The sequence below is a fragment of the Shimia isoporae genome (assembly GCF_004346865.1).
In the GTDB taxonomy this organism is placed as follows: Bacteria; Pseudomonadota; Alphaproteobacteria; order Rhodobacterales; family Rhodobacteraceae; genus Shimia; species Shimia isoporae.
The window spans coordinates 59213-84129 of the sequence record NZ_SMGR01000004.1; the positions used below are offsets into that span (position 1 = coordinate 59213).

The 24917-nt window shown below is 53.8% G+C and carries 28 protein-coding genes; 16 read left to right on the plus strand and 12 right to left on the minus strand.

Features of this window, described 5'->3' with window-relative positions; translation table 11 throughout:
• Positions 1 to 47 precede the first annotated feature (47 nt).
• The gene (locus BXY66_RS17150) at positions 48 to 953 is read right to left on the minus strand and encodes a hypothetical protein (RefSeq protein WP_132861631.1); all 906 of its coding nucleotides are present in this window, start codon (positions 951 to 953) and stop codon (positions 48 to 50) included.
• Positions 954 to 1052: 99 nt separating this feature from the next.
• Here BXY66_RS17150 and hslV point away from each other — a divergent pair, with 99 nt between their 5' ends.
• From hslV to BXY66_RS17175, 5 genes are all read left to right on the plus strand, one after another.
• Positions 1053 to 1610 (plus strand): ATP-dependent protease subunit HslV, encoded by a 558-nt coding sequence (gene hslV, locus BXY66_RS17155; RefSeq protein ID WP_132861633.1) that lies wholly within the window; start codon positions 1053 to 1055, stop codon positions 1608 to 1610.
• Complete coding sequence (locus BXY66_RS17160; protein ID WP_132861634.1) at positions 1607 to 2641, plus strand: aldo/keto reductase; 1035 nt, start codon at positions 1607 to 1609, stop codon at positions 2639 to 2641. The genes hslV and BXY66_RS17160 overlap by 4 nt, the downstream gene beginning before the upstream one ends.
• Positions 2638 to 3948: an ATP-dependent protease ATPase subunit HslU gene (hslU, locus tag BXY66_RS17165; RefSeq protein ID WP_132861635.1), complete on the plus strand. Its 1311-nt coding sequence runs from the start codon at positions 2638 to 2640 to the stop codon at positions 3946 to 3948. Before BXY66_RS17160 ends, hslU begins: the two co-directional genes overlap by 4 nt.
• A gap of 152 nt (positions 3949 to 4100) precedes the next feature.
• A complete protein-coding gene (locus BXY66_RS17170) occupies positions 4101 to 5123 on the plus strand; it encodes an alpha/beta hydrolase (RefSeq protein ID WP_165929229.1) in 1023 nt (340 codons plus the stop codon).
• Positions 5120 to 6334: an MFS transporter gene (locus tag BXY66_RS17175; protein WP_132861637.1), complete on the plus strand. Its 1215-nt coding sequence runs from the start codon at positions 5120 to 5122 to the stop codon at positions 6332 to 6334. Before BXY66_RS17170 ends, BXY66_RS17175 begins: the two co-directional genes overlap by 4 nt.
• Here the strand turns inward: BXY66_RS17175 and BXY66_RS17180 are convergent.
• The 3 genes from BXY66_RS17180 to BXY66_RS17190 are packed head-to-tail and all read right to left on the minus strand — an operon-like array spanning position 6331 to position 8605.
• A complete protein-coding gene (locus BXY66_RS17180) occupies positions 6331 to 6918 on the minus strand; it encodes a Smr/MutS family protein (protein ID WP_132861638.1) in 588 nt (195 codons plus the stop codon). The genes BXY66_RS17175 and BXY66_RS17180 overlap by 4 nt on opposite strands.
• A complete protein-coding gene (gene mltA, locus BXY66_RS17185; protein WP_132861639.1) occupies positions 6915 to 7952 on the minus strand; it encodes a murein transglycosylase A in 1038 nt (345 codons plus the stop codon). Before mltA ends, BXY66_RS17180 begins: the two co-directional genes overlap by 4 nt.
• Positions 7949 to 8605 (minus strand): Tim44/TimA family putative adaptor protein, encoded by a 657-nt coding sequence (locus tag BXY66_RS17190; protein ID WP_132861640.1) that lies wholly within the window; start codon positions 8603 to 8605, stop codon positions 7949 to 7951. Before BXY66_RS17190 ends, mltA begins: the two co-directional genes overlap by 4 nt.
• A gap of 104 nt (positions 8606 to 8709) precedes the next feature.
• On the opposite strand from BXY66_RS17190, the gene BXY66_RS17195 reads away from it, so the two are divergent.
• Positions 8710 to 9198: an FxsA family protein gene (locus BXY66_RS17195; protein ID WP_132861641.1), complete on the plus strand. Its 489-nt coding sequence runs from the start codon at positions 8710 to 8712 to the stop codon at positions 9196 to 9198.
• 57 nt (positions 9199 to 9255) lie between these two features.
• Positions 9256 to 9741 carry a protein-export chaperone SecB gene (gene secB, locus BXY66_RS17200; protein WP_132861642.1) on the plus strand — a complete coding sequence of 162 codons (486 nt, stop codon included), beginning with the start codon at positions 9256 to 9258 and terminating at the stop codon, positions 9739 to 9741.
• A 30-nt stretch (positions 9742 to 9771) separates the two neighbouring features.
• Here secB and dnaQ read toward each other — a convergent pair whose 3' ends face one another.
• From dnaQ to BXY66_RS17220, 4 genes are read right to left on the minus strand one after another with little or no spacing between them, the layout of a single operon-like run.
• Positions 9772 to 10509, minus strand: coding sequence for a DNA polymerase III subunit epsilon (dnaQ, locus tag BXY66_RS17205; RefSeq protein ID WP_132861643.1), 738 nt, complete (start codon positions 10507 to 10509; stop codon positions 9772 to 9774).
• On the minus strand, positions 10502 to 11095 hold the full coding sequence (gene coaE / locus BXY66_RS17210) for a dephospho-CoA kinase (protein WP_132861644.1): 594 nt from the start codon (positions 11093 to 11095) through the stop codon (positions 10502 to 10504). The genes dnaQ and coaE overlap by 8 nt, the downstream gene beginning before the upstream one ends.
• A complete protein-coding gene (locus tag BXY66_RS17215; RefSeq protein ID WP_132861645.1) occupies positions 11092 to 11925 on the minus strand; it encodes a shikimate dehydrogenase in 834 nt (277 codons plus the stop codon). The genes coaE and BXY66_RS17215 overlap by 4 nt, the downstream gene beginning before the upstream one ends.
• Positions 11922 to 12521, minus strand: coding sequence for a Maf family protein (locus BXY66_RS17220; protein WP_132861646.1), 600 nt, complete (start codon positions 12519 to 12521; stop codon positions 11922 to 11924). The genes BXY66_RS17215 and BXY66_RS17220 overlap by 4 nt, the downstream gene beginning before the upstream one ends.
• Before the next feature lie 411 nt (positions 12522 to 12932).
• Here BXY66_RS17220 and BXY66_RS17225 point away from each other — a divergent pair, with 411 nt between their 5' ends.
• The 7 genes from BXY66_RS17225 to BXY66_RS17255 all read left to right on the plus strand — a co-directional run bounded on the left by BXY66_RS17225 (position 12933) and on the right by BXY66_RS17255 (position 20306).
• Positions 12933 to 13382: a CopD family protein gene (locus BXY66_RS17225; RefSeq protein ID WP_132861647.1), complete on the plus strand. Its 450-nt coding sequence runs from the start codon at positions 12933 to 12935 to the stop codon at positions 13380 to 13382.
• 122 nt (positions 13383 to 13504) lie between these two features.
• Complete coding sequence (rho, locus tag BXY66_RS17230) at positions 13505 to 14776, plus strand: transcription termination factor Rho (RefSeq protein WP_132861648.1); 1272 nt, start codon at positions 13505 to 13507, stop codon at positions 14774 to 14776.
• Positions 14777 to 14786: 10 nt separating this feature from the next.
• Positions 14787 to 16085 (plus strand): tRNA uridine-5-carboxymethylaminomethyl(34) synthesis GTPase MnmE, encoded by a 1299-nt coding sequence (gene mnmE / locus BXY66_RS17235; RefSeq protein ID WP_132861649.1) that lies wholly within the window; start codon positions 14787 to 14789, stop codon positions 16083 to 16085.
• Between the two features lie 24 nt (positions 16086 to 16109).
• Positions 16110 to 17972 (plus strand): tRNA uridine-5-carboxymethylaminomethyl(34) synthesis enzyme MnmG, encoded by a 1863-nt coding sequence (gene mnmG, locus BXY66_RS17240; RefSeq protein ID WP_132861650.1) that lies wholly within the window; start codon positions 16110 to 16112, stop codon positions 17970 to 17972.
• The gene (gene rsmG / locus BXY66_RS17245; RefSeq protein WP_207911347.1) at positions 17972 to 18595 is read left to right on the plus strand and encodes a 16S rRNA (guanine(527)-N(7))-methyltransferase RsmG; all 624 of its coding nucleotides are present in this window, start codon (positions 17972 to 17974) and stop codon (positions 18593 to 18595) included. Before mnmG ends, rsmG begins: the two co-directional genes overlap by 1 nt.
• Positions 18588 to 19397 (plus strand): ParA family protein, encoded by an 810-nt coding sequence (locus tag BXY66_RS17250; RefSeq protein ID WP_132861651.1) that lies wholly within the window; start codon positions 18588 to 18590, stop codon positions 19395 to 19397. The genes rsmG and BXY66_RS17250 overlap by 8 nt, the downstream gene beginning before the upstream one ends.
• Positions 19398 to 19412: 15 nt before the next feature.
• Entirely contained in the window at positions 19413 to 20306 is an 894-nt protein-coding gene (locus tag BXY66_RS17255; RefSeq protein WP_132861652.1) for a ParB/RepB/Spo0J family partition protein, read from the plus strand.
• Here BXY66_RS17255 and BXY66_RS17260 read toward each other — a convergent pair.
• Genes BXY66_RS17260 through rph form a run of 4 tightly spaced genes read right to left on the minus strand, consistent with a single transcriptional unit; the run spans position 20296 to position 23120 of the window.
• Positions 20296 to 20649: a YbaN family protein gene (locus tag BXY66_RS17260; protein WP_132861653.1), complete on the minus strand. Its 354-nt coding sequence runs from the start codon at positions 20647 to 20649 to the stop codon at positions 20296 to 20298. The two genes, BXY66_RS17255 and BXY66_RS17260, sit on opposite strands and share 11 nt — an antisense overlap.
• The gene (gene hemW, locus BXY66_RS17265; protein WP_132861654.1) at positions 20649 to 21806 is read right to left on the minus strand and encodes a radical SAM family heme chaperone HemW; all 1158 of its coding nucleotides are present in this window, start codon (positions 21804 to 21806) and stop codon (positions 20649 to 20651) included. The genes BXY66_RS17260 and hemW overlap by 1 nt, the downstream gene beginning before the upstream one ends.
• Entirely contained in the window at positions 21799 to 22410 is a 612-nt protein-coding gene (gene rdgB, locus BXY66_RS17270; protein WP_132861655.1) for an RdgB/HAM1 family non-canonical purine NTP pyrophosphatase, read from the minus strand. Before rdgB ends, hemW begins: the two co-directional genes overlap by 8 nt.
• Positions 22407 to 23120: a ribonuclease PH gene (rph, locus tag BXY66_RS17275; RefSeq protein WP_132861656.1), complete on the minus strand. Its 714-nt coding sequence runs from the start codon at positions 23118 to 23120 to the stop codon at positions 22407 to 22409. Before rph ends, rdgB begins: the two co-directional genes overlap by 4 nt.
• A gap of 139 nt (positions 23121 to 23259) precedes the next feature.
• Here rph and hrcA point away from each other — a divergent pair, with 139 nt between their 5' ends.
• Together hrcA and BXY66_RS17285 are read left to right on the plus strand one after the other, a co-directional pair.
• The gene (hrcA, locus tag BXY66_RS17280) at positions 23260 to 24324 is read left to right on the plus strand and encodes a heat-inducible transcriptional repressor HrcA (RefSeq protein WP_132861657.1); all 1065 of its coding nucleotides are present in this window, start codon (positions 23260 to 23262) and stop codon (positions 24322 to 24324) included.
• Between the two features lie 9 nt (positions 24325 to 24333).
• The gene (locus tag BXY66_RS17285; RefSeq protein ID WP_132861658.1) at positions 24334 to 24894 is read left to right on the plus strand and encodes a nucleotide exchange factor GrpE; all 561 of its coding nucleotides are present in this window, start codon (positions 24334 to 24336) and stop codon (positions 24892 to 24894) included.
• Positions 24895 to 24917: the final 23 nt, after the last annotated feature.

The following is a 24917-nucleotide window of genomic DNA, read 5'->3' on the forward strand; positions in this document are numbered from 1 at the left end:
GCAAAGCGATAAAATTTCAAAGGCGTCCCTTTGGGGCGCCTTTTTGTTTAGACTGGCCATCCCAGTGTTTGAAAACGCGCGCGGATACGGTCTTCGGCTTCGGGTCGTCCTGCATTTATCGACATTTTTTGCAGAAACCACCAAACGTACGGCGCATAGTCCGGTGCCGAGGTCCGCACCGTTTTGAACGCCTCAGAAACACCCAGAAGCTCGACGTTGGCCGCAATATGGTGAAAATCAATCAGACCAAACAACACACAGGGCTTTCCAAAGAAGAACCCGGCGAAAGCCACGCTGGAATTTTGCGAAACCACGTAATCGCAACGTGGCAGCAGTGCTTCCATACCGCCCATTTGTAATTCGAGCTGCGAATACTCTGCTTCAAGCCGTTCCAGAACCGCAAACTCCTCCTCGGAATAGCTTTCCTTGGGGTGCAATGCAGCAATCACTTTCCGATTTGGTTCCTGCGCGAGAGTGTGGCCGATCATCTCGACTGGGCTGCAGTACTGGAACGACCGTTTCTCAAGAATTTTACCCTGCAGCGGAACATAGACGAATCCGTCGTGGCCAAGATTGTGAAGCGGTTCGTCATAGAGGCGTTTTTGCCAGAACCGATAGAACCGTAACGCTTCATCAGGATCGATGCCCTCCGGATCGAAACGTGCTTTTGCCACATCCCAATGCCAGCGCTCATGCGTGCGTTCGATTTGCCAGAAAGGATAGTAATAGTTCCGTCGTATGGTCACGGAATTGCGCGTGAACGGTCGCTCCATGTGAAAAAGAGAATAGCCGCTGCGTCTCGGATCGGCCAAATGTGGAGGCTCAAAAACCACTTCGAAGTCTGCCGACCGCAATACCCCTGCCACTTTATTCAGGAAGTTATGCTCTCCCGCCTCGGCGCTTTGTCGAAGGCCCTCAGGCAGATAGAACCGGACTTTATTGGAGCTGCTCATGTTTGCGACGCTAAGCACAAGCAAGCTCACGGGCAAGACCCGCCCTTGCCTCACTCGCAGTGCGGGCTCATATAGGGCAGGAATAACGAGGAGCGCTTTATGTCAGACGATCAATTCCCAGGTTGGCACGGCACAACAATTATGGGCGTCAAAAAAGGCGGTGAAGTGGTCATTGCCGGCGACGGACAGGTTTCGCTCGGTCAAACCGTCATCAAAGGCACCGCCCGCAAAGTGCGTCGCCTGTCGCCGGGCGGCTACGACGTTGTTGCCGGCTTCGCTGGTTCAACTGCCGACGCATTCACACTACTCGAACGCCTTGAGGCAAAGCTCGAAGCGACACCCGGCCAGCTGGCTCGGGCATCTGTAGAGCTGGCCAAGGACTGGCGCACAGACAAGTACCTGCAAAAGCTGGAAGCCATGCTGATTGTATCGGATGGGGCAGATATATTCGTCATCACCGGTGCTGGCGACGTGCTTGAACCAGAACACGATGTAACCGCGATTGGATCGGGCGGAAACTACGCGCTTGCTGCAGGCCGAGCCCTCATGGACACAGATCTGACCGCAGAAGAAGTTGCGCGCAAAGCAATGGCAATCGCTGGCGACATCTGCGTTTACACCAACGGCAATCTGACCGTGGAATCTATAAAGAAATGACCGATATGAAATACACACGTCTTGGCAATTCCGGCCTCGTCGTCTCCCGCATGTCCTTAGGGACAATGACTTTTACACACGGCTCCGACTGGATCCCCGGTGTCGCCAAAGTTGACCTGCAACACGCTCAGCAGATGGTCGATCTTGCGTTGGATCGCGGTGTGAATTTCTTTGACAGCGCTGACGGCTATTCCAATGGCGAAGCCGAGGACATCCTCGGCAAAGCGTTAAAAGGAAAACGGGATCAAGCAGTGATCTGTACCAAACTCGGATTTCGCCAATCCGACAGGATCACCGATGCAGGGCTTTCGCGCAGCCATATCATCGCCTCCGTAGAAGGAAGCCTGCGCCGTTTCGGAACCGAATGGATCGATCTTCTGGTTCTGCATAAAACCGACTTCACCACCCCTTTGCAAGAAACTCTCTCCACCCTTCAAAACCTTATTGATGCCGGCAAGATCCGTCAGATCGGTGTCTCAAACTGGCCGGCATGGCAATTGGCTCGAGCGATCCAGTTCCAACGTGACAATGGCATGCAGCAATTCATTGCAGGCCAGTATCTCTACAACGCAGTTGGCCGCGATATCGAAGTGGACGTACTGAAGCTCGGCAAGGAAATGGGCGTCGGCCTGATGGCTTGGTCTCCACTTGCTGGCGGTCTACTCACTGGTAAGTACGATCCCGCCGACCTTGAAAAGGGCGAAGGACGTCTGACAGAAGGAAATTTCCTACAGGTGTCACCGGAACAGGCGACGGCTACACTGAACGCATTGAACGCTGCTGCGGAAGAACACAGTGCCACCACAGCGCAAATCGCACAGGCCTGGATTCTGAACAAACGCCGCGATCACACTGTGATCCTGGGCGCATCCAAGATAAGCCAACTTGAATCCGGTATTGCGGCTGCCAATATCTCACTTTCCGAAGCGGAGATGGACTCGATCAACGCCGCTGCTGCACCCGCACGTCGCTACCCTGAGTGGTTCGACGATATGATGACCGACGAACAATTCACAAAGGCGCTCTCGTGACCGATCTTACCCCCCGCGAAATCGTTTCCGAACTCGACCGTTTCATCATCGGCCAGAACGACGCGAAGCGCGCCGTCGCCGTCGCGCTGCGCAATCGCTGGCGTCGCAAACAATTGTCCGATGACCTGCGCGACGAGGTCTACCCGAAAAACATCCTGATGATCGGTCCGACAGGTGTCGGCAAAACCGAAATCAGCCGCCGGCTGGCAAAACTTGCCAAGGCTCCATTCATCAAGGTCGAAGCCACCAAGTTTACCGAAGTCGGCTACGTTGGTCGTGACGTGGAACAAATCATCCGGGATCTGATGGATGCCGCTATCCTGCAGACGCGGGAATATATGCGCGAAGACGTCAAAGCGCGGGCGCACCAGGCCGCCGAAGACCGCGTGATCGAGGCGATTGCCGGTTCTGACGCCCGCGAAGGTACCCGCGAGATGTTCCGCAAGAAACTCAAGTCAGGCGAGCTGGATGATACTGTGATCGAACTGGACGTTGCTGACACCTCCAACCCAATGGGCGGTCTTTTTGACATTCCCGGTCAACCCGGCAGCCAGATGGGCATGATGAACCTTGGCGACCTCTTCGGCAAAGCCATGGGTGGGCGCACCACACGCAAGTCCATGACCGTGGCAGAAAGCTACGACATCCTGATCTCGGACGAGGCAGACAAGTTGCTCGACGACGAGACCGTCAATCGTGCGGCTCTGGAGTCGGTCGAGCAAAACGGCATCGTTTTTCTGGACGAAATCGACAAGGTTTGTGCTCGTCAAGAAGCCCGAGGTGGTGATGTTTCACGCGAAGGCGTTCAACGTGACCTGCTTCCGCTTATCGAGGGCACTACGGTTTCGACCAAATACGGTGCCGTGAAAACGGACCACATTCTGTTCATCGCTTCAGGCGCGTTCCATATCGCAAAGCCATCCGACCTGTTGCCCGAGTTGCAGGGGCGCTTGCCAATCCGCGTCGAACTGCGAGCGCTGACCGAAAAAGACTTTGTGCGCATCCTGACCGAAACCGATAACGCGTTGACGCGCCAATATACTGCCCTGATGGGAACCGAGGAGGTCACTGTCACCTTCACAGAAGAAGGCATTCACGCACTTGCGCGTATAGCTGCCGAGGTGAACCAATCCGTGGAAAATATCGGTGCAAGACGTCTCTACACCGTTATGGAGCGCGTTTTCGAGGACCTCAGCTTTACCGCACCTGATCAATCTGGCCTTGAAGTAACCGTTGATGCTGCATTCGTCGAAAAACACCTCGGAAACCTCGCAAAATCCACTGACGTAAGCCGGTACGTCCTCTGATTTTGCGGCTGGCCCCTTTAAGCGAACCACTGCATAGTCCCGCCAAATACCTTTGGCGGGACTTTTCTGTGCGTATCGCGTTGCTTTTTTGTTTTCTGGGATTTCTTTCGGCATGCAGCGAAGTCGTGCATGCCCCAGTCTACCCGGAAGCCATGAACAGCCCGGCAAAGACGCGTGTTTTCGTTGCCACAAGCCGCGGTCAGGATGCATCCGGTTTCTACGATAGATCACGCAGTACCAGCCCGACCTATCTTGAAACGACAATTTCGTTGCCTGCTAACCGCCGTCCGGGAGATGCGCCAGCTATTAGCAATCGCCCGGACTTTGCAGAACACTACGTTGTTGCCGACCAGCGACAGTTCGACTCGGCTGACGAACTTGCCACGGAAATCCGTCGGGCGTCTCGCACGCAAAGCGGCGGCGGTTCAGAGGTCGTGGTATTCGTACATGGCTTCTACAATTCCTACGCCCATTCCCTGTTTAGGGTCGCCCAAATCAAACAAGACCTCGGGGTCACAGCTCCCGTTGTCAATTTCAGCTGGCCCAGCGCGGGCAGAGCGCTGGCGTACAATTACGACAGCGAAAGCGTTCTTTTTGCTCGGGACGATTTGGAGAAACTGCTTTTAGCATTGTCTCGCAAAGGACCTGATCGGCTTGTTCTTGTCGGGCACAGCCGCGGCTCTCTACTGATCACAGAAGCTCTACGCCAAATGGAGATTCGCAGCCCTGGATGGTCAGAACGCAATCTCAGCGGACTTCTGTTCATCGCGCCGGACATGCCCGTCGAAGTTTTCTTAAGAAGCATGGAACAGTTCAAGTCGGTTCCAACGCCGTTCATGATAATGGCTGCGCGAAATGATCGGGCTCTTCGCTTATCCAGCCGGGTCAACAGCAGTAACCTGCGTCTGGGTCAGATAACCGATCCAACCGAGCTTGGCGATCTGCCGATTACCTTGATTGATGTATCCAAGTTCTCGATGTCCGGAAACAACAACCACATGCTCTTCGCGGAGTCTGCCGCTCTGATTTCACTGGTGCGTGACCGTAGAGCTCTCCGGATTTTGACGGAGTCTCTGGACCGCGAAAATCTGAAAAGTTTAGAGAAAAGTGTTCAGGTGGTTGGCGAAGCCGTGTCGGTTCAGTTGGTGCCGACCGATAGCAGTCCAAGTCGATGATCGGCAGCGACAACTTTCTTCGGAAAAATGTCCGCTGGCTCGCCGCCGGAGTGTTGCTCACGTTTCTGTCTTGCTTCGGACAAACATTTTTCATTTCGCTCTTTGCGGGAGAGATCCGCACGGCGTTCGACCTGAGCCACAGCGCTTGGGGAAATATTTATGCCGTCGGGACACTTGCTTCCGCGATTGTCATGGTCTGGGCTGGTGTGCTGACAGATCATTTCCGCGTACGCGCACTCGGGGCGATCGTGCTGGCCGTTCTCGCGGCCGCCTGTCTTGCAATGGCTGGTGCTCGCACCGCTTGGACCCTTCCGTTCATCATCTTCGCGCTTCGATTTCTGGGGCAGGGAATGGTCAGTCATATTGCGGTTGTCGCAATGGCGCGATGGTTTACCGCGGCGCGAGGGCGCGCGCTTGCGATCTCAGGTCTGGGCTTTAAGTTCGGAGAAGCGTTTCTGCCAATAATTGTTGTTTCGCTGCTGAGCGCTGAAACTTGGCGGAGTATCTGGGTCATTTCTGCTAGCGTCGCCATCGCCGGAGTGCCCCTGCTTATCTGGCTTCTGAAGAAAGAACGAACGCCCAGCGCGATGGCAGTTTCCGACGACTCTAAAGGTATGGAGAACCGTCACTGGACCAGAAATCAGGCTCTCGCTCATGGACTATTCTGGCTGATGGTGCCTGCGCTATTAGGGCCATCAGCCTTCAGCACCGCGTTTTTCTTCCAGCAAGTCCACTACGCAGAGATAAAAGGATGGGGACACTTTGAACTCGTTGCCCTCTTTCCCGTTTTCACACTGGTTGGTGTCGCCGCAATGTTTGCATCCGGTTGGGCGCTCGACAGGCTCGGAACGGCTCGGTTACTGCCATGGTTTCAGCTTCCAATGGTGGCGGCATTCATTGCTTTCGCGACAGCCGCTACGCCAATTGGTGTCTTCGTTGGTCTGGTGCTCATGGGATTCACAGCCGGTGCCAACGGACCGTTGACCTCAGCCTTCTGGGCGGAGTTTTACGGCACGCGTCACATTGGCGCGATCAAGTCCGCAGCGGCGGCGGTCATGGTCTTGGGATCAGCAATCGGTCCATCGATAACAGGAACACTGATCGATCTCGGTGTTGGCCTTGAAACACAGTATCTCGGTGTTGCGGTGTATTTTCTGTTTGTCTGCGCAATGGTCGCTTTCGGTATGAACCGATATGCCCATTCTCGCTAGCGACGCCTCAAATAGACGTAATAAGCACCGCTACCACCGTGGCTGATGTGGGCTTCTGCCACCTGCATCACGCAGCCGGATAACGGTGGAAGGGCAAGCCATTGTGGAACTTGATGCTTCAGAACGCCCCGTCGGATCGGAATCGGTCCGTCATCAAACTTGTCTTTCCCTTTTCCGGTAATCACCAGAACCAACCGTTTTCCACCACTGTGCGCACCCATAATAAATCGATTGAGTGCCCCATGTGCCTGCTGCGCAGTCATACCATGCAGATCAATTCGAGCCTCAGGTTTCAGTTTCCCACGCTTCAGCTTTCCAAAGGCCTTTTTGTCCATCTGAACCGGTTGTTTCGCCATACGCTCCGAAATACCAGGCAACAGATCATGTCCTGACCGCCCAGTGCTCGCCTTTGAACCAACCTCGAAGGTCGCGATAGGACGCGCCGCCGGTTTCTTTGCATTCGGTTTGGGTTTCGTCTTAGCCGGCGCATCAACGATCCGCGCCTCAGGCGCCAATCTCTCCGCTGTGCGAGCTACTTTGCGCCATAACTCCAGGTCGTCATCCGATAGTCTACGCCGTTTCAAAGAATGGACTCCGGCAACATCGCATAGGCCCGTTGAATGGGCAGAAATACTACCATTCGGCCCGGGTCTTTGAGTTTACCTGCCGCCTTGCCAGCAACATCCCCGGTTCCAAAGAAAATGTCCGCACGCTGCGCGCCCTTGATTGCAGACCCGGTGTCTTGTGCGATCATTAAGCGACGCATTGGACCTTCACCGTCTTTCTCCAGCCATACGGGCGCACCCAGCGGTGTAAATTTAGGATCCACGGCAACGGTGCGCATGGTTGTAATCGATCTGTTCATTGCACCAAGTGGGCCTTTGTCGGCAGCCACTCGGTTCACTTCACGGAAGAAAACATAAGAGTCGTTGTGCCGCAGCAGTTCGGCACCTGCGACAGGATTCCGGCGGACCCAGTTCTTGATCACTTCCGCGCTCACTTGATGACGGTTGTAGACGCCGCGTCGAACCAACTCTGCCCCAATTGAACTGTAGTTGCGGCCGTTTGAACCGCCATATCCAACGCGGATCGTTGATCCATCCGCCATCTTGATGCGGCCGGAACCCTGGATTTGGAGAAAGAACAATTCAACCGAGTCATCGACCCAAGCAATCTCAAGCCCTCGCCCCTTTAATACTCCCGACGTCTCAAGTTCGCGACGGGTGAGCCATGGGCCCGCGCCTCGCGCTTCTGGCGGCATCCGATAAACAGGAAACCGGAATTGCCCGTAAGGGCTTCGCGCTCCATTGAGTTCCGGTTCAAAGTAGCCTGTAAAAAGCGGTTCCGCCCCATCCTCGATCAACACCGGACGAAACAGCAATTCAAAAAACTTTCGAGCATCCTTGATGCCCGCCGCTGCAGAGCAAACGCTGCGCCAGTCCGGCGCATCAAAATCCTGGCACGTGTTCAGAAAAACGGTACGGGCGGCCTCGTGATCATCCTCAGCCCACCCGTCAAGTTCCTCAAAGGACAGAATTTTTAGCGATGTCTCGGACACCGCGGTACCTCCTGCCATCACAAGGACAGCGGTCAGTGCTGCCCGTAAGCTCTGGATCATTCGCCCGTGGCGACAAGCTGCCAGTTCGGGTCATCAGAGCCCATCACGCGGGCAAAGGTCCAAACGTCTTTCTGGCGCTTGATCTGCGTCTCACTGCCTTCGATGATTTCCCCGGCGCGATCCCGCACAACAGAGGTAAGCTCACCGATAAATTTCACCGAGATTTCACCTTCTCCAGACTGTTCATCATAACGGGCGGAGTGCAGCATCATCTCGCGGACACCGATAAATTCGGCCTCAATGGTCAAGCCTTGTGCTTCACGACCATCCACCACCTGCGCGAAACTCTCGTAAACGTCTTCACTCAGGAACGGAAGGATCGACGCCATGTCCCCTTTTTCGAAAGCCATAAGGATCATCTCATAGGCTCCGCGTGCGCCCTGCAAAAAATCGCTGACCCCGAACTGCGGTTCGATCGATTTCATCTTTGCCAACGCGATCGCGCTCTCACTGCCTTCTTCCGCGTGGTCAAGGATGTCGCGGTCTGGACCGCCCTCAATCACTTCCAGATCAGGTCCGCGGCGTTCTGGCGCGACAGTGGCCTCGCGGGGCGGCTCAAACCCTTCGCGCGTTCCCAAAACGTTGCGCAATCGCAGGATCAGGAACACGGCGATCCCGGCCAAAACCAGAAGACTAAAGAAGGGTGAGTTCATCGGAACCTCATGATGGGCATTTAAACATTGCTGGTTGCGACTTATGTAAGTCACGCGACGGGTCAAGTCCACCTTGGCCACCTAACGTTTGGAGTAAAGCAGACATGTGGCTTTTGTTTGCCTTTGTGGCGGTTCCTTTGATTGAAATCGCCCTTTTTATTAGTGTCGGTGAAGCGATTGGCCTTTGGCCGACCCTTGCAACCGTTGTTATCACAGCCTTTTTGGGTACTTGGCTGGTGCGAAGCCAGGGTTTGGCCGCCGTTGGCAATCTACAGCGGTCCTTCGCCGAGTTGGACGATCCGACCGAACCACTGGCACACGGAGCGATGATCTTGATCTCAGGCGTATTGTTGCTGACGCCCGGATTTTTTACTGATGCCATCGGCTTTTCCTTGCTTGTCCCCTTTGTTCGCTCTGCTGTGTTTCATTACGTGCGCCGACGTGTGACGGTGCAAAGTTTCTCGATGGGCACCAGTCACAACACTTACAATCCACATCCAAGGGCTTCTGATGACATCATCGACGGTGAGTTTTCAGAGGTCGATCCCGCCCAGCGCCCGACCCATCAATCATCCGGCTGGACAAAGCATTGAGGCAGCGCGGCTGACCTGATAAGCAGCCTTCAAAACCTACGTTTTATGGAGTTTCAAATGTCGGAAAACGGCACCGAGGCCGCTCAGGCGCCCCAAATCAAAATGAACGTGCTAACGCAGTTCGTGCGCGACATGTCTTTCGAGAACATTCTCGCCCAGAAAGGCGCCTCTGGTCAGGCGCAACCAGACGTTCAGGTTCAAGTAAATCTGGACGCCAAAAAGCGCCCCGCTGACAATCAGTTCGAAGTCGCGATCAAGCTCAACATCACGTCTAAGAACAAAGAAGATAACAGCGAAATGTTCATCCTCGAGCTGGACTATGCTGGCATCTTCCACGTCGAAGGCGTGCCAGAAGATCAACTGCACCCGTTCCTATTGATCGAGTGCCCGCGCATCCTGTTCCCGTTTGTCCGCCGCATCGTTTCCGACGTAACCCGCGACGGTGGTTTCCCGCCGCTGAATCTGGACAACATCGACTTTGTCGCGCTGTACCGTCAGGAAATCGCGCGCCGCTCAGAAGAGCAAGGCCAGCCGGTCAACTAAGAATTCAGGCGCTGCCCTTTTCGGCAGCGCCTATCCCAGCTTGGACCAAAGAGCGTCCTCACCCATTTTCTCCACAAAATCCTTATGGGCCGCGTCTTCTTCTGCTGTAAGGCGGGACGCCAGTTTTTGTTCGCGTGGGGCAGGGCGCCAGTCATCTTGCACAGAATTCCCCGAACTCTTGCCGCCAGAATCCGAAGCAAGAACCAGGTCGGGCTGCCGTCCACCAATAAGCTCAAGGTAAACTTCGGCGAGAATTTCAGAGTCCAGAAGCGCTCCGTGAAGAGTACGCGAGGAGTTGTCGATCCCGAACCGTCTGCAAAGCGCATCAAGCGACGCGGGTGATCCAGGGAACTTGTTACGCGCAATTTCAAGTGTGTCCAGCGCGCGGCTCATCGGGATTTGCGGAAGGTTCAGCCAACCCAATTCCGCATTGAGAAACTTCATGTCGAACTTGGCGTTGTGAATAACGAGCCTGCTGTCTTCACCAATGAAATCGAGAAACTTCTGCCCGAACGCAGAAAACACCGGCTTATCCAAGAGCGTCACTTCACCGGGCTCGGCCGGTCGTGGAACATCCAAAATATCCGGTCCGATCCCGTGAACGCCAAACGCCTCCTCGGGCATGCCTCTTTCAGGATTGATATAGACATGAAAGGTCTCACCCGTCGGCAGGTGGTTATACAGTTCGAGCGCACCAATTTCGACAATCCTGTCGCCTGAGAACGGGTCAAATCCTGTGGTTTCGGTATCAAGTACGATTTCACGCATGTGCCAACTGCTCTCTGATGGTGCTCACGATTTTCTCGACCTGCGCGCGTGCATGGTCAAGCGTGTCCGTCAGGACAACATAGTCAGATTTCGCAACTTTGTCGTCGTTCGGCATCTGTTTGGCCAGGATTTGTTCGAACTGAGCTTCAGTCATTGTTCCTCGTGCCAGAACCCGCTCTCTCTGCAATTCCGCAGGAATAGAGACACATACAACTGCATCCATCGCAGCATTTCCGCCCGTTTCGAAAAGGATCGGGATATCAAAAACAAGAATATCGCTTTCTGCTTTGGCGACAAACTCTGCGCGATCTTGGGCAACCAAAGGATGCACAATGCCTTCGATCTTCTGCAGGAGTTCCGGGTCCCATTGGATTTCTTGGCGCAATCGATCGCGCGAAACAGCGCCATCCACGATTGCTTGCGGGCAAATCTCGCTTATCGAGGCGATGGCCGCACCTCCATGCGCATAAAGTCTGTGAACCGCCGCGTCTGCATCCCAAAGTGCGCAACCCAGATCCACAAACATCTGCGCCGTTGTCGATTTTCCCATACCAATCGACCCTGTGAGACCAAGCTTAAAGGTCATGCCAGAACCGCACGACGTGTCGCCAGATCAACAGTTGGGCGCTTACCGAACCATCGCTCAAATCCCGGAACCGCCTGGTGAAGCAACATTCCTACGCCATCAACGGTGACACACCCCTTTGCAGACGCTGTTTCCAAAAGCGCTGTGCGCAGGGGCGTGTAAACAAGGTCGGTCACCAAGGTTTCAGCTCGCAATCCATCCAGAGGAACCCGCAACTCCGACTTTCCTGTCATGCCAAGAGATGTTGTGTTGACCAGAGTGTGGGCTTGTTCGACGATGTTGCCTGCCTGAACCCATTCAACGACTTTCACACGTGCACCAAAATCATCCCGAAGGTTGTCACTTCTCACCCGCGTTCGGTTTGTCAGCAAAATCTCGGGCGCACCAGCATCTAACAGCGAAGCGACAACCGCGCGTGCGGCACCACCAGCACCAAGAACAACAGCCGGTCCACCTTTGGGATCCCATTCCTTGGCGTTCTGCTTCAAGTTTTCTATGAAACCATAGCCATCTGTATTGTCGCCAAGGATACTACCGTCTTCTCGGAAAATCAGCGTGTTCACGGCGCCTATGAGCGTGGCGCGATCTGTAATCTGGTCGACAAACTGCATAACCCGCTCTTTGTGCGGGATCGTCACATTGCAGCCGACGAACCCCATTTTTGGCATGGCCTTTAGCACATCACCCAAATCATCGGCTTTTACCTCTAAAGGGACATAGTGTCCGGGAAGCCCGAGAGAGCGTAGCCAATGACCGTGCAAAACGGGTGATTTCGAATGCGCTATCGGGTCGCCAATCACCCCGGCGAGCGGGATTGATGCCAAGGTCATTTCTCTAAATCTCCCCGTGTCGTCAGATACGACAGTATTTCAACAAGCGGCATGCCGAGAACTGTAAAATAGTCGCCGTCGATTTTTTCGAACAAGCGAACGCCTTCTTCCTCGAGTTTATAGCCACCAACAGAGTGCCGGATGCTTTCCCAGTTTCGCGCAAGGTAGCCTTTCAGATAGCTGTCGCTGAAATCACGCATGAATAGCCGCACAACCCCGACAAATCGCCAAACCGGTTCGCCGTTTTCATATAGTACAGCAGCCGAGTGCAACATGTGGCGTTGGCCACGTAATTGCTCAAGCTGTGCTTTCGCTGCTTCAGGGCTATCAGGTTTGGAAAAAACCCTGCCCTGAAAATCCAACACCTGATCACACCCCAGAACCAACGCGCCTGGAGACTTGGCGCTGACCTTACGAGCTTTGGATTCCGCCAGCGCATCCGCTATATCGCGAGGCGATGCGCCTTCTGCCTCCAGCCCGCGTCTGATCATCTCTTCATCAACGCGCCCCGGATTTATGTCAAAGTCCACACCTGAATTCCGCAGGAGCGTGGCACGAATTTCCGATCCGGAAGCTAGGACGAGTTTTGCTGGCATGTGGACAACTCCGTGGACAGATCGCCGTGAGGAAGGAGAATTCTTTCTGGAAAGATGTGCGGGATTTTGCAAGCGGTGGATTTCCCGGGAACCCCAGAACTCCATTCAGAGATTCCCGCACAGTGGATGGGGAAAACTCCTGACGCGGGGATCAACTGAATTATCCAAGTTCATCCGCAGATTTATCCCCAGCGAAATCAAATTTGTAAATCGGCCAAGCCCTTGTTTTTATGATTTTAAATTTCTCGAAATCAAAATGTGTTCAAAACTCATCTGAACATACTCATGTGTGGATAAGTCTTGGGGAAAACCTTTAATCCACAGAAATGAAGCCCCCAACAAAATCATCATCCTTTTCTATATTTCTTTATTTATTTAGAGAGGACCGAGAGGATCACGGAGACCAAGACCATGGGATACTTTCTTGTCGATATTTACCCGTACGTGCTCTCCCTTCATATCATGGCGGTCATCTCTTGGATGGCAGGGATCTTCTATCTCCCCCGTTTGTTTGTGTATCACGCCGAGCGAGCAGAGAAGGGCGACAATCTCGACGAAACGCTGAAGATCATGGAGCACAAACTCCAGCGATATATCATGGCGCCGGCCAGTGTTGTCACATGGATGGCCGGTCTCACTCTCGTGTTTACTCCCGGAATCGTGGATTGGACCGCTATTTGGCCATACACCAAGGCGATCTGTGTTATCGCTATGACGGGCTTCGATCACTGGCTCATGCAGATGCGAAAGAAATTCGAACGAGATGAGAATACTCTGACCGGCCGTCAGTATCGGATGATGAACGAAGTGCCGACCATCCTGATGGTTGTGATCGTGTTGTCTGTTGTGGTGAAATTCTAACGAGAATTGACTCGCCTCGAGTCAGCGCTTAATTATCTCCCCAACTGGCCCGTCCGGGTCACGTGTCTTCCACATACAAAAATGACGAACCGCTCCCCCAGGGGCGGCGACAGGATATTTTCATGACACAGGAAAAGCTCGCTCTTGGCGACCTGAAGGCAAAAAGCCCCAAAGACCTTCTGGCGATGGCCGAGGAGCTCGAAATCGAAAACGCATCCACGATGCGCAAAGGCGAGATGATGTTCCAGATCCTGCGCGAACGCGCGGATGATGGCTGGGAAATCTCTGGAGAAGGTGTGCTCGAGGTACTTCAGGACGGCTTCGGTTTCCTGCGCTCACCGGAAGCAAACTATCTTCCGGGTCCTGACGACATCTATGTGAGCCCGGAAATGATCCGTCAGCACTCCCTGCGCACTGGAGACACCGTTGACGGTGTTATGACGGCCCCTGGCGACAACGAGCGCTATTTCGCGCTGACAGGCGTGTCTCAGATCAACTTTGAGGCCCCTGAGAAGGCCAAGCACAAAATCGCTTTTGACAACCTGACACCTCTCTACCCGGATGAACGTCTAAAGATGGAGATCGAAGATCCGACCATCAAGGACAAGTCCGCCCGTGTGATCGATCTCGTTGCACCAATCGGTAAAGGTCAGCGTTCCCTGATCGTTGCGCCGCCGCGGACTGGTAAAACAGTGATCCTGCAAAACATTGCGCACTCAATCGAAGCCAACCATCCAGAATGCTATTTGATCGTACTGCTCATCGATGAACGTCCTGAAGAGGTCACCGACATGCAGAGATCGGTAAAAGGCGAAGTTATTTCCTCGACCTTTGACGAACCTGCAACCCGCCACGTTGCGGTGTCCGAAATGGTCATTGAAAAAGCCAAGCGTCTTGTTGAGCATAAACGAGATGTTGTTATTCTACTCGACTCAATCACAAGACTTGGTAGGGCGTTCAACACTGTCGTGCCGTCATCGGGTAAAGTTCTGACCGGTGGTGTGGATGCAAATGCATTGCAACGACCCAAACGCTTCTTTGGTGCCGCTCGTAACATCGAAGAAGGTGGTTCCCTTACCATCATCTCGACGGCTCTGATCGATACCGGTTCGCGTATGGACGAAGTTATCTTCGAAGAATTCAAAGGTACTGGTAACTCCGAAATCGTTCTCGATCGCAAAGTGGCAGACAAACGTGTCTTCCCGGCGATTGACATTCTCAAGTCCGGCACCCGGAAAGAGGATCTTCTGGTCGACAAGGGTGATCTGGCGAAAACCTTTGTTCTACGCCGCATCCTCAACCCCATGGGTACAACCGATGCCGTCGAGTTCCTGCTTGGCAAACTCAAGCAGACCAAGACCAACTCCGAGTTCTTTGACTCGATGAACACCTAAGGGATCTGTGATGGCCTATGTGCCGGATACAATTTTCGCCTTAGCAACGGCCCCCGGTAAAGCGGGGGTCGCTGTCGTTCGAGTGTCCGGAACCCGCGCGACTTCCGCGGGCAGGGCGCTTTTGGGAGAGCTTCCCGGGCCACGCTTCGCATCCTTGAAGACACTGAAGGACGGCCAAGGCCGACGTCTTGATCAGGCTTTGGTTCTCTATTTCGAGGAGAAGGCAAGCTTCACGGGTGAAGATGTTCTCGAACTGCATTTGCATGGGTCTACAGCGGTTGTGAACGCGGTCCTACGTGAGCTTTCCGAAATGGAAGGCCTTCGTTTGGCCGAAGCAGGTGAGTTTACACGACGGGCATTGGAGAATGGTTGTCTGGACCTGGCGCAAGTTGAAGGTCTTGCTGATCTTATAGACGCAGAAACCGAAGCCCAACGACGCCAGGCCCTGCGCGTTTTGTCAGGTGATCTTGGTGACCTCGCGGGCAAATGGCGCACTGACCTGATCCGTGCCGCAGCCCTGATCGAAGCAACAATTGACTTTGCTGATGAGGACGTTCCCGTTGACGTGACGCCTGAGGTCGAAGCGCTGCTGGCAGGTGTCCGTACGGAACTGGATCGGGAAATCGCCGGAGTCGAAACAGCAGAGCGCATTCGAACAGGCTTTGAAGTTGCAATTCTAGGGGCGCCGAATGTCGGAAAGTCCACTCTTTTGAACGCCCTCGCTGGACGTGAAGCAGCAATAACTTCTGAGTATGCTGGCACCACACGAGACGTGATTGAAGTTCGTATGGAGCTGAATGGCCTGCCTGTGACGTTGCTTGACACGGCCGGCCTTCGCGAAACGGACGATCACGTTGAGGGCATCGGAATTCAGCGCGCCCGCGAAAGAGCGGAAGCCGCAGACTTGCGGGTATTTTTGAAGTCCGATGAGCAGGAACTAGACTTTGTTCCCATGCCAAATGATGTCATTCGGCTCGCCAAAGCCGATACATTGGAGAATCAGCGAGACGCTATCTCCGGAAAGACTGGTTTTGGTATTGGCGAACTTGTTGGTGAGATCACCGAAAAGCTTTCGGAGCAGGCTGGTAGGTCCGGCGTTGCGACGCGTGAACGGCATCGGATTGCTATGAAGAGGGCTTCTGAATCTCTGGATGCCGCGCGGGCCGTTCTCGCCTTGGGTCCTGATCATTATGATATTGGTGCAGAAGAGTTACGCACCGCGATTCGTGCTCTTGATTCTATTGTCGGGCACGTCGATGTAGAAAACCTGTTGGATGAGATTTTCTCGAGCTTTTGCATTGGCAAATAGCGATCGGAGAGGGGAGTGTTTCACGTGAAACATTTTGACGTCATTGTTGTTGGTGGTGGTCATGCCGGCGCTGATGCGGCTACAGCTTCAGCTCGCATGGGCGCACAGACAGCGCTTGTGACGCTGAAAAAATCTGGTATCGGCGTGATGTCTTGCAACCCTGCTATTGGCGGGCTTGGTAAAGGCCATCTCGTGCGTGAAGTAGATGCACTTGATGGTGTCATGGGGCGGATCGCGGACAAAGCGGGTATACAGTTTCGTCTTCTGAACCGAAGAAAAGGGCCTGCGGTTCAAGGGCCTCGCGCACAGTCTGACCGAAGGATCTATCGCACAGAAATGCTGTCCGAAATTGAATCGACACCTAACTTGACGATTGTCGAGGGAGAGGTCACCGATTTCAGAATGGAAGGACAAGCCGTTCGGGGAGTTGTTCTCGCTGATGGCGTCGAAATTCAGGCTCATGCGGTTGTGCTTACAACCGGCACTTTTCTCCGTGGTGTGATCCATATCGGCGATGTCTCTCATTCAGGCGGTCGGATGGGCGACAACGCATCGATTAAGTTGGCGGAACGCATCGATAGTTTCGGTCTGCCACTGGGTCGATTGAAAACCGGAACACCGCCACGATTGAATGGAAAAACCATTAAGTGGGACCTGCTCGACAGCCAACCCGGCGATGATCTGCCAGTCATGTTCTCTTTTTTGAATAAGGCGCCGACGGCCCGTCAGATTGCATGTGGTATCACTCACACAAATTCAAAAACACACGACATCATCCGGAATAATCTTGATCGATCGGCAATGTATGGTGGCCACATCGAGGGTGTTGGTCCGCGCTATTGCCCATCTATAGAAGACAAAATCGTGCGCTTTGCAGATAAGGATTCCCATCAGATCTTTTTGGAGCCTGAAGGTTTGGATGACGACACAGTGTATCCGAACGGTATCTCCACGTCATTGCCTGTGGATGTTCAGGAAGACTATGTACGCTCAATCTATGCTTTGGAGGATGTTGAAATTCTCCAACCTGGTTACGCCATCGAATATGACTATGTTGACCCGCGTGCATTGGATGCCGCACTAGGCGTCAAAGGTGTAGAAGGTCTTTATCTTGCAGGCCAGATCAACGGCACCACTGGATATGAGGAAGCCGCTGCTCAAGGTTTGGTCGCTGGGCTAAATGCGGCTTTGTCCGCGCAGGGCAGGGATCCTCATTACTTTAGCCGATCTGACAGCTATATCGGGGTGATGGTTGACGACCTGATTACCCGGGGCGTGACGGAGCCCTACCGTATGTTCACCAGTCGGGCTGAATTTCGCTTGTCTCTACGTGCTGACAACGCTGACCAAAGACTGACACCAATCGGTGAAACCCTGGGTTTGATCGGTGAAGACCGACGTCGGATTTTTGGAGCGAAGTTGGAGAAGTTGGTTTCTGGGCGCGCGCTCCTCGAAAAGGAGGCGCTTACTCCACGAGAAATCAATGCGGCGGGCATTGCGGTCAACCAGGATGGTAATCGCCGAACGGCCTTTCAGGTCCTCGCCTTTCCCGAAGTTGGTTTTGACGATCTCTTGCCAATCGACCCTGCCTTCGAGGACGTTGACCTGGAGACTCGCGGGCAACTGGAAAAAGACGCACTTTATGCCAACTATATCGAGCGCCAGAAGCGAGATGTTGAGGCGATGAAGCGTGACGAAAGCCAATTGATCCCATCGGACTTCGATTTTGATGGAATCGAGGGGCTATCCAACGAACTCAAAAGCAAATTGAACAACGCCCGTCCTGCAAACCTTGGGCAGGCAGGTCGACTCGACGGAATGACGCCCGCTGCCTTGACGCTCTTGTTGGCTAAATTGCGTCAGGCCAAACGGGAAAAGTCGGCTTGATGGCAATTCCCGACCGAATTCTGGCTGACCTCAATGTTTCACGTGAAACATCTGAACGACTCAAACAGCTTGCCGACATGCTGATTAAGTGGAATCCGCGCATCAACCTGGTGTCCAAATCCACAATTGCGGATCTTTGGACCCGCCACATTTTGGATTCGGCCCAAGTACTGAAAATTGCTCCACCCACAACATCACACTGGGTGGACATTGGAAGTGGCGGTGGTTTTCCAGGTCTTGTTATTGCGCTCATGTGCGCCGAGCCCGAGGCGCCCCAAAAAGTGACGCTGATCGAGTCAGATCAGAGAAAATGCGCCTTTCTGCGGTCCGTGTTGCGTGAAACTGGAGTTCCAGCCACTGTAATCAGCCAAAGAATTGAGCAAACTGAGCCGCAGAAAGCATCTGTTCTGAGCGCTCGCGCACTGGCCGATCTGAATATGCTTTTTGGCTTTGCCGAACGCCACCTTTCCACCGGAGGACTGGCGCTGTTTCCCAAAGGTGCCACTTGGGAAAAAGAAATCGCCGATGCAAAGGAATCGTGGTCTTTTCAAGTGGATGCCATTCAAAGTATCACGGAACCCCAGGCAGTAATTTTGAAGGTCGGAGAACTCAATCGTGTCTGATCCGTCGCGGCCCAAAGGCCCCAAAATCATCGCGGTCGCAAATCAAAAAGGCGGTGTTGGCAAAACAACGACGGCCATAAACCTCGCTTCCGCACTCACGGAAGAAGGCTGTAAAGTTTTACTGGTCGATTTGGATCCTCAAGGCAACGCTTCGACGGGCCTGGGAGTGGATATTGAGGACCGGGAATACACCACCTATGATCTTATTCTGGGGGAAGTAGAGCTCGGCGATGTCATTCAGACATCTGACGTTCCTGGAATGTCTATCGTGCCAGCAACTGTAGATCTCAGCTCCGCTGACATTGAGCTCATGTCCAACGAAAAGCGCAGCTTTCTTTTGCACGATGCTCTGCGTCAAACGCCAATGGACCGGTATGAATTTGACTACATCCTCATTGATTGCCCGCCGTCGCTGAATTTGCTGACAGTGAACGCTATGATTGCGTCCGACTCTGTTCTTATCCCGCTCCAAAGCGAGTTCTTCGCTCTCGAGGGTTTGTCTCAGCTTATGTTCACGGTCAGGGAGGTGCGACAAACGGCCAACGAGGCCTTGCGTATTGAAGGCGTGGTTTTGACAATGTTTGATGCGCGCAACAACCTGTCCCAGCAAGTTGAGCAAGATGCGCGCGATAACCTCGGAGACCTGGTTTTCGAAACAAAAATCCCGCGAAATGTGCGCGTTTCAGAGGCGCCCTCTTTTGCACAGCCTGTGACGGAGTATGATCCAGCTTCCAAGGGGGCGGAGGCTTACCGCCTTCTTGCCAAGGAACTCTTGGCCAAACACAACAAAATAGCGGCGTAATTGGGGGAGCACCAAATGGCTGAAAAGAGAAAGACGCGTGGTTTGGGCCGAGGGCTGAGCGCTCTGATGGCAGATGTGACCGAAGATAACTCCCGCCAGCAGACCGAGGAACCTTCTCGGCGACCCGATATGGTCGTTCCGATTGAACAGATTGTGCCAAATCCGGATCAGCCGCGAAGAGATTTTACGCCTGATCAACTGGAAGAATTGGCAAACTCAATCCGGGAAAAGGGCGTTATTCAGCCCCTGATCGTGCGTAAGAAAGGCTCTGACAAATTTGAAATTGTCGCAGGTGAACGCCGGTGGCGGGCGTCTCAGATGGCGCAGCTGCATGAGCTGCCAATCGTTGTGCGGGAGTATGACGACACGGAAGTGCTCGAAATTGCTATTATTGAAAACATTCAACGAGCTGATCTGAACCCGGTTGAAGAGGCGATGGGGTATCGTCAGCTGATGGAGAAATTCGGCCACACTCAAGAAAAGCTTTCCGAAGCGCTTGGCAAGAGCCGCAGTCACATAGCCAACTTGATGCGACTTTTAAATCTACCGGATGATGTGCTTGCACACCTCAAATCCGGAGAGCTATCAGCCGGGCATGCCCGGGCACTGATTACATCAGACAACGCCAGCGATCTGGCGAAGAAGGTCATCAAGGGTGGTTTGTCGGTTCGTCAGACCGAACAATTGGCTAAAAAAACAGGCTCTCTCGTCGAGCAAAATAAAAAATCCCGACCAAAGACCCGTAAGGACGCCGACACAGTCGCTCTAGAAGGCGATCTTTCGGCGAATTTAGGCATGAAAGTCAGTGTAGACCACACAACTGGCGGAGAATCTGGAAAAATTACCGTTTCTTATCAAACACTTGATGAGCTGGACGAATTGTGTCGAATTCTGACTGCTAACCGTTAGGTCGCGTCCAGATGAAAAAAAGTACTGCGCTCAAAACCACTGCTTGAATGGCCAAAACGGTAGTTTTGACACCTAAAACCAGCGAAACTCCAAAAACAACGGCAATAGACAGTGTTGCTGCCCTTTTTGCACTTGGACGGATCGCACCACTGCGTTGCCAGTCTTCGATCATCGGGCCAAATGACTTGTGTGCCAAAAGCCAGTTGTGAAGCCGTTCTGACGAGCGCGCAAAACAAAAGGCGGCGAGCAGGAGAAACGGTACGGTTGGCAACAAAGGCAACACCACCCCAACCAGGCCAAACGCAAGCGCAAGCAAACCGCCAATCAGCCAAAGGATGCGCATCAATCTGCCAGCAGTTCGGCCAGCACCGAATTCAGCACCATGCGCCCTTGTGGCAAGACCCGCAATGTGTCGCCTTCTCGCGCGATCATGCCAAGATCAAACAAACTTTCCATGCGACGCCCTTCCAGCGGTTGTCCAGCCAACGCCTCGTACCGTGACAGGCTCACACCTTCGGTCAAGCGCAATCCCATCAAAAGAAGTTCAGCGGCCTGTCCCTCTCGTGAAATCGCTTCTCTCAGGCTCTCTCCGGTGCCGGCTTCCGACGCCTCAAGCCATTTGGACGGATTGCGCCAGCTTTCAATTGCTTGTCGCTGACCGCTCAGGGTTAAGCGCGCATGGGCGCCCGGACCAATCCCGACATAGTCACCGTAGCGCCAATAAATCCTATTGTGGCGAGACTCGGAGCCCTCAGCCGCATAATTTGATACCTCATAGGGCAACATGCCTGCTTCAGCGCAGACTTCCTGCGTTACCTCATACATGTCGGCTGCCAGATCGTCCTCGGGCAAACCACGTAATTTGCCACGCTCGTACCTGTCCCCAAAGGCGGTGCCTTGTTCAATTGTGAGTTGATATAGTGACAAGTGGTCAATCGCCATAGACAGCGCTTCCCGAAGTTCGGATTTCCAATCTTCAAGCGTCTGATCCTGTCGGGCATAAATCAGGTCAAAGCTGACCCGATCAAAAGCATTTCTCGCAATATCAAAGGCTTCTTTTGCTTCACTAACCGTGTGAATGCGTCCCAAACGCTGCAAATCGCGATCATTCAATGCCTGAATGCCCATCGAAATCCGGTTCACGCCACCATCTCGAAAGGCGACAAACTTGCCAGCTTCCACCGATCCTGGATTCGCCTCTAAGGTGATCTCCATATCATTGGATGTTGGCCATAGTTGCCGCACCCTTTCAAGAATGGCCGCAACCATTTCGGGGTCCATCAAACTTGGTGTGCCACCGCCAAAAAATACCGTGTTTAAGACGCGGCCAGCAGTCTCTGCGGCAATCCGGTCCAGCTCGCTCAAATAGGCTCTAAGCCAGCGCGATTGATCAATTTCGCGGCTCACATGGCTGTTGAAATCGCAATACGGGCACTTGGCCTGACAGAACGGCCAATGGACATAAAGCCCAAACCCGCCATTCTGCCAATCGTCACTCAAAACAACCCTTCACAAAGGCTTCTACCGCTCGTCCGCGGTGGCTGATCTTGTTTTTCTCCCAGCGATCCATTTCGGCAAAGGTAATGTCGTGCCCGTCTGGAACAAACATCGGATCATACCCAAACCCGTCTTTGCCGCGCATGGGCCAAACGAGATGCCCCGGTGCGACCCCTTCAAAAACTTCGTCATGACCGTCAGGCCAGGCAAGCACCAAAGTCGACCGGAATTGCGCCAATCGCGGATGCGGCGCGTCAATCGCCTCAAGCTCATTGTGCGCACGTGTCATTGCCAGAACAAAATCGCGACCGTTTTCTGTTTCTGCCCAGTCCGCTGTGTAGACACCTGGCGCTCCGTTTAATGCGTCGATGGTAATCCCACTGTCATCTGAAAGCGCCGGTAGGCCAGTTGCTTTCGCTGCCGCATGGGCCTTGATCCGTGCGTTTCCGACAAAAGTGTCTTCGGTTTCTTCTGGCTCCGGTAGATCCATTTCTGCGGCACCAACTACACTCACCCCAAAGGGCTCAAGAAGATGTATCATCTCCTCGAGCTTGCCTTTGTTGTGGGTCGCCATCAGCAGCTTTTTGTCCGTGAACTTTCGGGTCATGCGACGGCGGCTTCCTGTGCGGCAATAAGTTCAGAGACACCTTTCTCAGCCAAATCAATGAGTTGGTTCATTTGGTCGCGGGAATAGGTCGAACCTTCTGCGGACATCTGCGTTTCAATCATCTGGCCATTGCCGAGCATGATGAAATTGCCATCAACACCGGCTTCACTGTCTTCAGGGTAGTCCAGATCAAGTACTGGTTGGCCCGCGTAGATACCGCAGGACACCGCTGCGACCGGCGAAATCAACGGGTCACTTACGACATCGCCCGCTTTCATCAGAGCATTCACCGCGAGGCGCAACGCGACCCAACCGCCGGTGATAGAGGCGCAACGAGTACCGCCATCCGCCTGAATAACATCACAATCCACAGTGATTTGACGTTCACCCAGCGCAACCCGGTCAACGCCGGCCCGAAGCGACCGACCGATCAGGCGCTGGATTTCAACCGTCCGGCCACCCTGTTTTCCGGCAGTCGCCTCACGACGCATACGCGATGATGTCGAACGCGGCAGCATTCCATATTCCGCCGTAACCCAACCAAGTCCTGACCCTTTGATAAACGGAGGAACACGAGCCTCCAGAGAGGCGGTGCAAAGCACATGCGTATCGCCCATTTTGATCAGACACGATCCTTCGGCATGTTTCGTGACGTTGGTTTCAATCGACACTTCGCGCATTTCATTAAGCTGACGACCGGAGGGGCGCATGGGCAGACATCCTTTTGCTGTTTGGCCAAGGCATACGCGCGCGGGCAGGGTGGGGCAACCCTGTTTGCCATACGGTCAACGCTCCCGATTGACCTTGGCGCCATGTCCCCTTTAATGGGCATACCAAGGCGAAACACCGATGACAGACAGCAGCAAAATCTTCGATGAAATGAACAGTCGCTCGCGGGAAGTGTTCCGCCGCGTTGTCGAGGGATATCTGGAAACCGGCGATCCGGTCGGCTCCCGTACACTCACACGTTCGCTATCGGAAAACGTCAGCGCTGCAACCATTCGCAATGTGATGCAGGATCTCGAGTATCTCGGTCTTCTCGACAGCCCCCACATATCCGCAGGTCGGGTTCCAACGCAGATGGGTCTGAGAATGTTTGTGGATGGACTTCTGGAAGTAGGAGACCTCGACACTGGCGATCGTGAAAAAATCGACGCCACAATGGGAGATACAGGTGGCGATGTCGGTTCTTTGCTGGATCGGGTGTCCACCGCCCTTTCGGGTGTGACCCATGGTGCGTCGCTCGTCCTTGCTCCCAAACATGAGGCGCCGATCAAACACATCGAATTTGTGTCGTTGGCGCAGGATAGAGCGCTTGTCGTTCTCGTCTTTGCAGATGGCCACGTTGAAAACCGTCTGTTTACGCCGCCCGCCGGACAAACACCTAGCTCACTGCGCGAAGCTGCGAATTTCTTGAACGCTGTCGCCGAAGGGCGGACTCTTTCCGAGCTACAGTCAGCGGTACAGGAAGAGATCAAAACCCGCCGGCAGGAGATAGATACTCTTGCCCGTGACATGGTCGAAAACGGTCTCGCTCTCTGGGCAGATGGGGACGAACAACCTGAACGTCTGATCGTGCGCGGGCGGTCGAATCTTCTTGGTGCAGGAGAGGACGAAGGGGATCTTGAACGCATCCGGACCCTGTTTGATGACCTCGAGCGCAAGCGTGATATTGCCGATTTTCTGCAACTTGCCGAAGAAGGCGACGGCGTTCGCATTTTTATTGGCTCTGAGAACAAACTTTTTTCACTTTCGGGTTCCTCTTTGGTGGTGTCTCCCTATATGAACGCTGATCGAAAGATCGTGGGCGCTGTCGGGGTCATCGGACCAAAGCGCCTGAACTATGGACGTATCGTGCCGATTGTGGATTACACGGCGCAACTGGTCGGAAAACTGCTCTCCGATCGCGGTTAGAGGTGCATTATGGCAGAGCCGAAAGAAGAAGAGTTTCTGGACGACGTATCCGAAGCAGAAGCAGAAGAATTTGCCCAGTCGCTGGACGATCTGGAAGACGAAGCGGTTGAACTGGACGAGCTTCGCGCAGAGCGCGACGAATTGAAAGATCGCTGGATGCGTGCGCTCGCAGATGCCGAGAACGCGCGCAAGCGTGGCGACCGGGCGCGTCGCGAAGCCGAACAGTACGGTGGTTCCAAGCTTGCCCGTGACATGTTGCCTGTGTTCGACAATATGAAGCGCGCTGTTGAAACCATCACTGACGAACAAAAAGAAGCATCTGCCGCCTTGATAGAAGGTATCGAACTGACGATGCGCGAGCTTCTGAAAACGTTCTCCAAGCACGGCATTGAAATTGTAAGCCCCGAAGTTGGCGACAAGTTCGACCCGAATGTTCACGAAGCCATGTTCGAGGCACCCGTGCCCAACACCAAGGCAGGCGATATCATTCAGGTTTCTGCGCAAGGCTTTATGCTGCATGATCGCCTTCTGCGTCCCGCACAAGTCGGCGTGAGCTCTAACCCGGGCTAAACAAGTTTTGAAATCCTTGCTAA